The following is an 11,643-nucleotide window of genomic DNA, read 5'->3' on the forward strand; positions in this document are numbered from 1 at the left end:
ACGTGGCGCTTCTGAGACAGCTCGCCGCCGGCGCCCTGCCTCCGGCCTCGCTGCTCTTCCCGTCGCCTGTGGATGAGGCGCGCTTCAGGCGCGCGCGACTGCCGATGGCTCAGTCGCTGCTCCAGTACTGGCTCCCGGCGCCGCCGGAGGAAGAGGCGTATGCCGAGGCGCTGCGGCGGACAGCGGTCGCCTGCCTGCTGCTCCCGCTGGTTACCCTGCTGGACAACCGGCTGCCATTCGACCCGCGCCAAGGGCTGGTCGTGCCGCCGTTGCCCGGGCTATCGGACCTGATAGCGGCGACGCGCCGCATCTGCGCCACGGCGCCGTTCGCTATGGGAGAGGAGCAGACGCAACGCAGGATGCAGGCGATCAAAGCGCTGGAGAAGGCGCTGGCCGACCCGCGCTACGGCGAGGAATGCTGCCGGCTCCTCGCCGATCTGGCCGAAACCCCGGCTGGCAAGCACACCCTTGCAGAGGCGCTGATCGCCTACGAGCGCCGGCGCCCGAATCAGCCGCTTCCGCCAGCCATCCACGTGATCGCCGCGGGCGCGCCTGGCGGCGCGGCGGGCAGCGGCCTGGCGCTGCTGGTCTACGATTATCTGCGCCGGGGCGTGGAGAGCGAATCGGCCCCTCCCGGCGCAGCATCCGAGCGCCCCCGCCCGGCGGCCTTTGATCGCGCCATGATCCCCTGCGATCCCGGGGCGTGGAGGGCCGAACTGCGCCGGCGCAACGAACACTTCGGAGCGCCGCAGGGCTATTCTGCTACCTGCCCAGCGGGACCTACCGCATTGGCGGGTGGGAGCAGGGGCAGCCAGCGACGAGGTTCAGGCTCATCGCCTTCTGGATCGCCTGCGCGCCCATCACCAATGCCCAGTACCGGGCCTCTGTCGAGGCCGGCGGCTACCGCCAGCGCCGGTGGTGGACGCCGAATGGCTGGAAGTGGAAGCAAGAATGGAAGCGCGAGCAACCCTCGTAGTCGGACTACTCCCGGTACAATGCCCCCGACCAGCCGGCGCTTGTGAACTGGTACGAGGCAAGCGCTTTCTGCGCCTGGCTCACGGCGCAGTCCACGATGCGCTGCCGGCGGGCCATGCGCTGCGCCTGCCCACTGCGGCCGAGTGGGAGGTCGCCGCGGCCTGGGACGGAGGGGGTGGGTACCGTGTCTACCCCTGGGGCGACGCCCCGCCAACCCCGGAGCGGGCCATCTTCGGGGACAGCAGGCGGGAGCGCCCGACGCCGGTGGGCGGTTGCCCGGCGGGCGCGGCGGCCTGCGGGGCGCTGGATATGGCCGGTAACGTCCGGAGGGCCGCCGGGCGGGGGGCCGGCCGCGCCCGTCGCATCCGCCGCCGCCCGGAACGGCGCATCCGCCCCGGCGGGGCTGGCGGGGCGTTGCCCGGGATGTTGCGTCTCTTCTAGCCCAGACTCGCCCGCAGCAAGGGCAGCACGGTGGCCCGGGCCTCCTCCAGGCCCATGTGGAGCGTGGCCCCGGCGGCCTGGGCGTGGCCCCCACCTCCCAGGCGCTGGGCGATCGCCGAGACATCAATGTCGGGCGTGGAGCGCAGGCTGAGTTTGACTGTGGCGGCGTCGCGCTCCTTGAACAGGGCGCAGACCCGCACGCCGTCAATGCGCTGCATACGCATAATCGTATCATCAGTCGCCTCGTCGCCAGCCCCGGTGGCGGCCAGGTGTGCCAGGGTCACACTGGCCCAGGCCAGCGGCCCTTCGCGGCGCATGTCGCTGAGGACCAGGGCGGTCAGGCGCATGGTGCTCTCAGGGATGCTGAAGTAGACCGCGGTGATCACCGCGCGCAGGTCGGCGCCGCTGGCGAGGATGTCGGCGGCGGTACGCAGGGTCTGCGGCGAGGTGCTGCTGGTCTGAAAGCTCTGGGTGTCGGTGGTGAGGCCGAGGTAGAGGCAGGTGGCGGCTTCGGGGCCGACCGGCAGCGCCATAGCCCGCAGGAGGCGGAAGAGCAGATCGGCGGTGGAGGCCGCCCGCGGGTCAATCAGGTTCAGCGAGCCGCCGCCATTGTTGGTCACATGGTGGTCAGTGATCAGCAGCGGCCGTGTAAGCAACTCGGCCAGGTAGGCGTCGGCAATCGGGCCGACGCGCTGCGGAGCGGCGGTGTCGAGCATCCAGGTTAGATCGGCGGCGGGCAGCGCATCGCCGGGACGGAAGACCTGGAGCCACTCGACGCCGGGGAGGCGCAGGCAGTAGGAGGGCGCAGGCGAGGAGAGCAGGCAGAACGGTTCCTTGCCGATGGCGCGCAGGGCGTGAGCTGCGCCGAGCATGGACCCGACCGCGTCGCCGTCGGGGTTGACGTGGGTCAGCAGCAGGATGCGCCGGGCCGGGGCGATCTGCGCCTGGAACAGCGGCGCGGCAACTTCAGGGTCGGTGTAGATCATGGGATTCTAGAAAATCTGTCTCCAGGGCGCACATGGGAGAGGTCCTGGGAGGGCGAAGCCCTTCCAGAACCTCCCGTTCGCGAGCTTGCCTGACGCTCCGCTACCCGTCTTTTATCAGCCGATATACCGTATGCCCGGAGCGTTTCTTGATCTCCTTGAGCTTAAGATTGTGCCGCGGCCCCAGGCGCGGGATCAGGTGGTTTAGCCCGCTGACCACCACGAACCAGTACTCGCCGCCGGGCCGCAGGTGTTCCAGAGGGGTGAGCACAAACTCCTGCTCGATCGCCAGGTCGCCGATCTTGGCAGGAACATTCGAGGCGATCAGATCATACGGCCCCGGAGGAACCATCTCCATTCCCACGCTGCCGACTACGGTGGCGTTGGCGACTCCGTTGAGCACGAGATTGTGCCGGGCGTAGCGCACGGCGAGCAGATCCTTGTCGGCCAGCACCACCGTGGCTTCGGGGTAGCGGCGCGCCAGGGCGATGCCGATCACTCCGATGCCGCAACCGAGGTCGAGGATGCGGGTGGGCGGCTCAGACGGCTCGATGGTCCGCAAAAGCAAATCGGTACCCTCGTCAACCTGAAACGACGAGAACAACGTATGTCCAACGTCGAAGACAAACTGCTGACCGCGTAGCGTATAAGGGATGCGCTTTTTATAGTAGGCGTCCGGTCCGTCCATAGGGTTGAGCAGGGACGGCATGGAGGATTGTTCTCTCCCCAACCCTCTCCTGCTGGGGAAAGAAGTTAGACGTCTCCCCCGCCGGGGTAGGTTAGGAGGGGGGCGAAATTGCTGAAAACGCATGCAACGACGCGCGGCTCACTCCCCTGAGCGTTTCCCTTCATCGAGAAGATCTTCGTCGAGTTTAGGCGGATTGGCCTTGCGCTCCTCTTCCACCTGGCGCAGCAGTTCCTGAATATGCAGGCTGTACTCGAGCGACGTATCGTGGATGAAACGGAGTTCGGGGATGAAGCGCATATGGCTCATCTCCTCGGCCACGCGCTTGCGAATGAAGCCCTTTGCGCGTTCGAGGCCCTCCAGCGTCTCGGCCTGCTGCGCGGGATCGCCCATAATCGAGACGCGCACTTTAGCGTGTTGCAGATCCGCGCTGACTTCCACCCCGGTAACGGTGGCGAAGCCGATGCGCGGATCTTTCAGTTCATACTGGATGACTTCGCCGATGATCTGCTGCATGGTATCGGCGATCTGCTGGAGGCGCTGCTTCGACATGTTAGAAACTGCCCTCGACCCGTTCCTGGCGGTAGAACTCCATCGTATCACCTACCTGCACATCGGTAAAGCCCTCGACGACCAGACCGCACTCGTAGCCCGCGGTAACCTCGCGCACATCGTCCTTGAAGCGCTTCAGGCTACTGATCTTGCCGTCGTGGATCACCGCGCCATTGCGCAGCACGCGCACGCGCTGCCCGGTGCGGGTGATCTTGCCATCGCTGACATACAGGCCAGCGACGATCTCGCGAGTGGGCAGGCGGAAGATATTGCGCACCTCGGCGTAGCCCTCGACCACTTCCTTGAAGGTCGGCGCGAGCATGCCGCTAATGGCCTTCTTAATATCATCGGTCAGTTGGTAGATGATATTGTAGAAGCGAATGTCAATCCCCTGCTGTTCGGCGGCGCGGCGGGCAGCCGGATCGGGCCGGGCATTAAAGCCGATGATGATCGCCTGTGAGGCGGCGGCCAGATTGACGTCACCCTCGGTAATCGCCCCGGTACCCTTGTGGATTACCTTGATCTGCACCTCGCTCTGCGCCTCGTTCAACTGGTTGAACTGGTGCTCGATTGCCCCGATGGACCCCTGTACGTCAGCTTTGAGGATGACATTGAGCTCCTTCACCTGGCCCTGCTGCACCTTGCTAAACAGGTCTTCGAGGCTCGTGCCGCGCGCGGCGGTCGCCATAGCTTCCAGGCGGGTCTGGCGAGTGCGCTGGAGGGCTATCTCGCGCGCCACAGCCAGGTCGTCCATCACCTGAAGGATGTCGCCGGCCTGGGGCACACCCTCGAGGCCGAGGATCTCCACCGGGGTGGATGGCTCGGCGAAGCGCAGGCGCTTGCCGCTATCGTTGAACATGGACTTGATCTTGCCGGCGACCCCGCCCACGAGCACATTATCTTCAGGGCGCAGGGTGCCGTTCTGTATCAGCACCGTGGCCACCGGACCGCGGTTCTTGTCAAGCTCGGCCTCGATAATCGTGCCGACGGCGGGCGCGTTCGGATTGGCCTTGAGTTCGAGCATATCAGCGACGAGGAGGATCATCTCCAGCAGGCCATCAATATTGATCTTGGCCCGCGCAGAAACCTCGACGCAGGGCACGTCGCCGCCGAACTCCTCAACAATCACGTCCTCAGCCGCCAGTTGCTCTTTGATGCGCGCGGGGTTGGCGGTTGGCAGGTCGATCTTGTTGATAGCCACGATCATGGGCACGCCGGCCGCCTTAACGTGGGCGATGGCCTCGCGGGTCTGAGGCATCACGCCATCATCGGCGGCCACCACCAGCACAACGATATCGGTCACCTGGGCGCCACGGGCGCGCATCGCGGTAAAGGCTTCGTGGCCGGGCGTATCCAGGAAGGTGATCTTGCGATGGTTAATCTCAATCTGATACGCGCCGATGTGCTGGGTAATGCCGCCGGCCTCGCCTTCGGCCACGCGGGTGGAACGAATGGCGTCGAGCAATTTAGTTTTGCCGTGGTCAACGTGACCCATGATCGTTACCACCGGAGGCCGAGGCCGCATATCGCGAGGATCTTGTTTGGCCAGAACATCCTTGACATTCTCCACCACGGTCGCCAGTTCCTCCGGCACCTTCTCAACCGTCTCGATGGAGAAATCAGCGGCGATCAAGGCGGCGGTCTCATAGTCAATCTGCTGGTTGATGTTAGCCAGCACGCCGCCTTTGAGCAGAGCCTTGAGGATTTCCGAGGCGCCGATGCCGGTGGCTTCAGAGAACTCGCGCACGGTCATGACGCTCGGTAGTTCCACCGGGCCACGGGGCCGCGCGGCGACTGCGGGGCCGGGGCGAGCCGCGGGAGCGGGCCGGCTCGAGCGGGCCGGACGGACGCCAATAGCAGTGTCGCGCTCTTCGGGCAGGCGGCGCCCGCCATTGCGATTTCCGCCGCCGGAGCGCCCGCTGCCGCCGGAGCGCCCGCCGCTGGAGCGTCCGCCGCCGCCGCTGGAGCGCCCGCCGCCGCTGCTGGAGCGCCCGCCGCTACTGGAGCGTCCGCCGCCGCCGGAGCGCCCGCCGCTGCCGCCGCTGCGTGAACTCATATGTAGGTGATGGCGAGCATCTTCTTTCATTTCGTTTTCCTTTCTGCCCGGCGACACGGCGCGGCACTGCGCGGAGCGTCTTCGCGGGCGCAAAGAGCATTTCGGTTGTTGGGGCGCAGGCTTGTTCGAACCCGCCAGGCACGGGAGACGTGCAGATGTTTGCGGGCGAGCGTCACCCCCTCCGACCCTTCCGGGCGGCTGCGCCGAGGTTATTAGGTGTCCAGCAGGAGGCGACGGGAGGAAGCCCGGCCCTCCCCGACCCCCGGATGCTCACCTCAGGCTCACGCCGACGACTCCGGCGGCGTCAACTGGCGTCCAAAAGCCAGTATTGCATCCCGATCATCGGGATGGAGTTGTTCCAGCCGCAGGGCCCGTTCCAGGGCCCGGCGCTTGATCGCCGTCGTCCAGCAGGTCGGATCGTAGCAGAGATACGCGCCGCGCCCCGCGCGCTTGCCGGTCGGATCCACGCTCACCCGACCCTCAGCGTCGCGCACCAGGCGGATCAGGCCGCGCTTGGCCTCGGTACGGCGACAGGCGACGCAGGTGCGCTGCGGAACATGCTTCGGTTTCGGCAGGGACCGGGGATGTCTCGCACCCGTGCCCATAGCGCTCCATCCTACTCTTCTTCGTCGGTTTCGTTGCCTTCAACGAGGATGTAGGATGCAATCAACTTATCGTTGAAGTAGATGTACAACTTCTGCGACGTCGCCCGCAGTTGCACCGTCTCGCCGATCAGGTCATTACCGAGGGGCCCGTAGCGCGCGCGCTGGTACACCACCGTGCCATCGGGGCGCACCTTACGCGTCTCGACCCTGGCGGAGGCTAGTTCGACCTCCGTCTGCAATTGTTCGGCCTCGGCATAGCCGCGAGCCTCGGCAGCGGCCCGTTCTTCCTCCAGCAAGGCGGTGGCGCTCTTGATGTCAATGCGCCAGCCGGTCAGTTTGGCAGCGAGGCGCACGTTCTGGCCCTCTTTGCCGATCGCCAGCGAGAGTTGCTTGTCAGGCACAATCACCAGAGCGGTGTGCTCGTCCTCATTGAGGTGCACTTCGACCACCTGCGCCGGAGAGAGGGCATTGGCGATAAACTCCTTCGGGTCAGGCGACCACTGGACCACATCAATCTTCTCGCCGTTCAATTCATTAACGATGTTCTGGATGCGGATCCCGCGCATCCCGACGCAGGAGCCGACGGGATCGATCCCCTCCTGGCGCGCGGCGACGGCCACCTTGGTGCGCAGGCCCGGTTCGCGGGCGATGGACTTAATCTCCACCGTGCCGTTATAAATCTCCGGCACCTCCATTTCAAAGAGGCGCAGGATCAGGTTCTTATGGGTGCGCGAGACGATCAGGCGCGGCCCGCGGTCTTCCTTGCGGATCTCCATCAGGTAGACCTTGAGGCGCTGGCCGTGGTAGTAGCGATCGTTCTCGACCTGCTCCTTCGGCGGCAGAATCGCCTCAGCCTTGCCCATTTCAAGGATGACGTTGCCCTTGGCCATGCGCTGCACGGTGGCGGTGATTAACTCGCCCTCACGGTTCATATACTCGCCATAGACGTGCTCGCGCTCAACCTCTTTAATGCCCTGAAGCACCACCTGCTTGGCCGTCTGCGCGGCGATGCGCCCGAAGTCATTGGGCGTGCTCTCGACCATGATCGTCTCACCGAGTTGCGCGTCAGGCTTGTACTTGAGGGCCTCGGAGAGTTCGATCTCGAAGCGCTCGTCGAGGACCTCATCAACCACCTGCTTCTCGGCGAAGACGCGCGCCTGGCCGGTGAGCGGATCGAGGCGCACGGTCACCTCCATCGGCGGCGGATTATTGCCGAGGGTGCGCTTATAGGCCGTGATGAGCGCCTTCTCCATCACGTCAATGATCGCCTCTTTCGGGATGCCACGCTCCGCGGCGATCTGCGAAATAGCGGCGTAAAAATCACTCTTCATGGCACGCTCGTTTTACAATAAGAAAAGTGGGGGCTACCCACTTCTCACAGCGTCCGGCGCAGACCATATGTCCGGCGTTTCTGCGGCGCAGCGGCCCGTCCTGGCCCGACCGCGACACACATTACACCAGGAGGCGTGCTTACCGACGGTTCATCGCAGGTGTCCCTGAGTCGTCTGGAGAATGAACAGCCGTGCCGTTCGCGTGAATCCTGACAGCTCGACGCGGAGCATTGCACCGCCATCCGAGCTTTGCTGACGTAGACAGTATAGCATTTTCGGATTCCGTTTGCAAATGATTCGCAGGCGCGGAGTGCGACGCCTGTGCCGGGCAAAAATGGTACAATAGCTGGGCTGCAATCTCGGCGTGCAACCCGCCGCCCACGCAACCCGGCGAGGCCCAACCTGGAGGATTGCGCATCAAGCATCAAGGGCGGCCGGTTATGGTCACATACAAGCAATGGAGCTTTCCGCAGAACTGCTAACCCGGGCGCACTACTGGATGCGCCTGACTCGCGCCCTGGACGAGCGGGGCGCCTTCCTGCACAAGCAGAGCAAGATCGTCGGCGGCTACTTTTCACAGATCGGGCACGAAGCCATCAGCGTCGCCGCGGGACTGGCCCTTGGCCCCGACGATGTGGCGGCGCCGATGCACCGCGATCTTGGCACGTACCTGGTGCGCGGGCTGCATCCGCGCCGCATTCTGGCGCAATTCCTCGGGCGGGCGACGGGCGTCAGTCGCGGGCGCGACGCCAATCTGCACGGCATGGGCGACCTGAGTCTGGGTCTTATCGGGTTCATCAGCCATCTGCCGGCTTCCACCGGGGTGATTGCCGGCGTGGCCCACGCCTTCAAGCTCAAGGGCGAGCCGCGGGTGGCGATGGCCTTCTTTGGCGATGGGGGCGCCAGCCAGGGTCTGGCCCACGAAGCCCTGAACTGGGCGTCAGTTTTCCAACTGCCGATGGTGGTCATCTGCGAGAACAACCAGTACGCCTATTCCACCCCCCTGGCGCGCCAGATGCGCATCGAGCATATCGCCCACCGCGCCGCGGGCTATGGGATGCCTGGCGTCATCGTGGACGGCAACGATTTCTGCGCGGTGTACCGGGCCGCCAGCGAAGCGGTGGAACGGGCGCGGGCCGGCGGCGGCCCGACCCTGATCGAGTGCAAGACCATGCGTATGCGCGGCCATGCTATCCACGACAATATGGCCTACGTGCCGAAGGAACTGCTGGAAACCTGGGCCCAACGCGATCCGATCGCGCGCCTGGAGTCCCTGCTTCGTGAGCGAGGGTTGCTCGATGACGCCGGTCTCGCCGCCCTTCTCGAACGCATTGATCGTGAACTGGACGAGGCTCAGGCGTATGCTGAAGCCAGTCCCTACCCCGATCCGTCCGAGGTGACGCAGGGGGTGTATGCGGGGTGAGGGTGCGCCCCGTTAGAGGAAAGACCGATGACCTGGGATGCCAATCTCCACGCCAGCGTCACTACGCTCGCCGACGCGGGCGACGCATCTGCGGACGCCGCCCGCGAACTGACGTACCTCGAGGCCATTCGTGAGGCGCTGCGCTACGAACTGCAGCGCGATCCGGCCGTGCTGCTCATGGGTGAAGACATTGGCGTCTATGGCGGCGCTTTCAAAGTGACCCAGGGGTTGATCGAGGAGTTCGGCGAGCAGCGGGTGATTGACACTCCAATGACCGAACTGGCGATGATCTACGCGGCTATCGGCATGAGCTTCCAGGGCTTTCGCCCGGTGGTGGAGATGCAGTTCGCCGACTTTATCTCCACCGGCTTCGATGCCATCGTGCAGTTCGCCGCCACCAACCACTACCGCTGGGGACAGCCGGTGCCGATTACCATCCGCGCGCCGGGCGCCGGCGGTCTGCGCGCCGGTCCCTTCCACTCGCAGAGCAATGAGGCCTGGTTCGTGCACACGCCGGGGTTGAAGGTGGTCGCGCCCGCCACCCCCGCCGACGCCTGGGGCCTGCTGGTCAGCGCCATCCGCGATCCCAACCCGGTGATCTACTACGAGACGAAGTATCTCTACCGTTCCCTCAAGGGGCCGGTGGCCGGCGGCGAGGCGGGCCTGACGCCGATCGGCCAGGCGGTGCTGCGCCGGGAGGGTGAGGAGTTGTCAATCATTACCTACGGCGCGATGGTGCACGAGGCCATGGCCGTTGCCGCAGACCTGGAGCGCGCCGGGCATAGCATCGAGGTGCTCGATTTACGGACGCTCAAACCTCTTGATGAGGCGGCCATTCTGGCCACTGCCCGCAAGACCGGCAAGGTGCTCATCGTTCACGAAGCCAACCGCACCTGCGGCGTGGGCGGCGAAGTGGCGGCGCTGATCGCCGAGTACGCCTTCGAGTATCTCGACGGCCCGATCACCCGTGTGGCCGCTCCCGATACGCCCGTGCCCTACAGCCCGTCGCTGGAGGACGCCCATCGTCCCGATGCCGCGAAGATCCGTGCCGCGGCGCAACGGTTACTCGAGTTTTGAGGTGAGGCCCGCAGAACCCCTGGTCTCTGAGCCCCCGCTGGTAGGAAGCACGGTAGCGCAACCCTCCGGGTTGCGTACCCGGGGCAAGCAGGTTGCCCTCTATCACCAGACAGGCAGCGCCATGACCCGGCACATTTCCTCGACCCCCAGGAGGCGCCGTTCCCTGCCCGGGGCGACGCTTCTGGCCTTTCAGCGCGATCCAATCGGCTTTGTGAGCGCGATGGCCGCTGAGTACGGCGACATTGCCCGCTTCCAGCTCGGCTCGCAACCCACGGTGCTCCTCAGCAACCCCGACCACATTCGCGATGTGCTGGTCGCCAACAGCAGGATCTTCGCCAAAGGGCGGGCGTTGCAGCGCGCCGGGCGGCTGCTCGGCGAAGGGTTGCTCACCAGCGAAGGGGAGGTTCACCGCCGCCAGCGCCGCCTGGTGGCCCCGGCGTTCCATCGCCAGCGCATCGCGGCCTACGGCGAACGCATGGCCTGCCTTGCCGAGGCCTACCAGGCCCGCTGGCAGCCCGGCCAGACAGTGGACATGGCCGCGGAAATGATGCGCCTGACCCTGCGCATCGCCGGTGACACTCTGTTCGGGGCCGACACCGACGCCGCGGCGGCCGAGGTGGCCGCGGCAATGCACGACCTGCTGGAGTTGTTCTCGCTCGTGCCATTGCCCTTCAGCGAGACGCTTGAACGGCTGCCCTTGCCATCTGTCCGGCGCTTTCATGCCGCCCGCGAACGTCTCGACCAGATCATCTACGATCTCATTGCTCGCCGGCGCGCCTCTGGCGAGGATCGCGGCGATCTGCTCTCGCTGCTGCTGGCCGCTCGCGATGTCGAGGGCGATGGCAGCGGCATGAGCGACAGGCAGGTGCGTGATGAGGCTCTGACCATTTTCCTCGCCGGTCATGAGACCACGGCCAATGCTCTGGCCTGGACGTTCTACCTGCTCTCCCAGCATCCCGAAGTGGCCGCGCGGCTCCGCGCCGAACTCGATGCCGCTCTGGGCGGGTGCGCGCCTACCGTCGCCGATCTGCCGCGTCTGGGCTATGCCGAAATGGTCTTCGCTGAAGCGCTGCGCCTGTATCCGCCAGCCTGGATCATCGGCCGGCGCGCCCTGCAACCCTTCAGCCTGGGTGGCGAATGGTTCCCTGCCGGAACGATCGTGCTTATGAGCCAGTGGGTGGTCCATCACGATCCGCGTCACTACCCCGATCCGTACCGCTTTGACCCGGAACGTTTCCGCCCTGAAGCCCGCGCCGCGCGGCACAAGTTTGCCTATTTTCCTTTTGGTGGCGGGCCGCGGATCTGTATCGGCGAAGCCTTTGCCTGGATGGAAGGCACGCTCGTGCTGGCGAGCCTGGCGCGGCGCTGGCAACCGGCGCTTCTGCCCGGCCATCTCGTTGCGCTACAGCCGACCATTACCCTGCGACCGCGCCACGGGCTGCGGATGCGTCTGGATGCACGGCGCTGATGCAACGTTCAGGGCACGCTTCGAACCCCGGCGAGAACGTCTCGTCG

The 11,643-nt window shown here is 65.6% G+C and carries 10 protein-coding genes and 1 pseudogene; 5 read left to right on the forward strand and 6 right to left on the reverse strand.

Annotated features, from left to right (window positions below; all coding sequences use genetic code 11):
• Positions 1–2 precede the first annotated feature (2 nt).
• Both NZU74_01235 and NZU74_01240 read left to right on the forward strand, forming a co-directional pair.
• Positions 3–1,022, forward strand: a complete 1,020-nt coding sequence (locus tag NZU74_01235) for a hypothetical protein (GenBank protein MCS6879935.1) — start codon at positions 3–5, stop codon at positions 1,020–1,022.
• Positions 952–1,416, forward strand: a complete 465-nt coding sequence (locus tag NZU74_01240; GenBank protein ID MCS6879936.1) for an SUMF1/EgtB/PvdO family nonheme iron enzyme — start codon at positions 952–954, stop codon at positions 1,414–1,416. Before NZU74_01235 ends, NZU74_01240 begins: the two co-directional genes overlap by 71 nt.
• Here NZU74_01240 and NZU74_01245 read toward each other — a convergent pair.
• The 6 genes and pseudogenes from NZU74_01245 to nusA all read right to left on the reverse strand — a co-directional run bounded on the left by NZU74_01245 (position 1,413) and on the right by nusA (position 7,628).
• Positions 1,413–2,402 carry a bifunctional oligoribonuclease/PAP phosphatase NrnA gene (locus tag NZU74_01245; protein MCS6879937.1) on the reverse strand — a complete coding sequence of 330 codons (990 nt, stop codon included), beginning with the start codon at positions 2,400–2,402 and terminating at the stop codon, positions 1,413–1,415. The genes NZU74_01240 and NZU74_01245 overlap by 4 nt on opposite strands.
• A 100-nt stretch (positions 2,403–2,502) precedes the next feature.
• Positions 2,503–3,108: a class I SAM-dependent methyltransferase gene (locus NZU74_01250; protein MCS6879938.1), complete on the reverse strand. Its 606-nt coding sequence runs from the start codon at positions 3,106–3,108 to the stop codon at positions 2,503–2,505.
• 117 nt (positions 3,109–3,225) lie between these two features.
• A complete protein-coding gene (rbfA, locus tag NZU74_01255) occupies positions 3,226–3,636 on the reverse strand; it encodes a 30S ribosome-binding factor RbfA (protein MCS6879939.1) in 411 nt (136 codons plus the stop codon).
• 1 nt (position 3,637) lies between these two features.
• Positions 3,638–5,422 (reverse strand): annotated as a pseudogene (gene infB, locus NZU74_01260) (translation initiation factor IF-2).
• A 551-nt stretch (positions 5,423–5,973) separates the two neighbouring features.
• Positions 5,974–6,297 (reverse strand): YlxR family protein, encoded by a 324-nt coding sequence (locus tag NZU74_01265; GenBank protein ID MCS6879940.1) that lies wholly within the window; start codon positions 6,295–6,297, stop codon positions 5,974–5,976.
• A gap of 11 nt (positions 6,298–6,308) precedes the next feature.
• Complete coding sequence (gene nusA, locus NZU74_01270) at positions 6,309–7,628, reverse strand: transcription termination factor NusA (GenBank protein MCS6879941.1); 1,320 nt, start codon at positions 7,626–7,628, stop codon at positions 6,309–6,311.
• Between the two features lie 457 nt (positions 7,629–8,085).
• Here nusA and NZU74_01275 point away from each other — a divergent pair, with 457 nt between their 5' ends.
• From NZU74_01275 to NZU74_01285, 3 genes are all read left to right on the forward strand, one after another.
• Positions 8,086–9,051, forward strand: coding sequence for a thiamine pyrophosphate-dependent dehydrogenase E1 component subunit alpha (locus NZU74_01275; GenBank protein ID MCS6879942.1), 966 nt, complete (start codon positions 8,086–8,088; stop codon positions 9,049–9,051).
• Positions 9,052–9,078: 27 nt separating this feature from the next.
• On the forward strand, positions 9,079–10,128 hold the full coding sequence (locus NZU74_01280) for an alpha-ketoacid dehydrogenase subunit beta (GenBank protein ID MCS6879943.1): 1,050 nt from the start codon (positions 9,079–9,081) through the stop codon (positions 10,126–10,128).
• Between the two features lie 121 nt (positions 10,129–10,249).
• Complete coding sequence (locus NZU74_01285; GenBank protein MCS6879944.1) at positions 10,250–11,596, forward strand: cytochrome P450; 1,347 nt, start codon at positions 10,250–10,252, stop codon at positions 11,594–11,596.
• The last annotated feature ends 47 nt before the right edge of the window (positions 11,597–11,643 follow it).

It is taken from the genome of Chloroflexaceae bacterium (genome assembly GCA_025057155.1).
GTDB lineage: Bacteria > Chloroflexota > Chloroflexia > Chloroflexales > Chloroflexaceae > JACAEO01.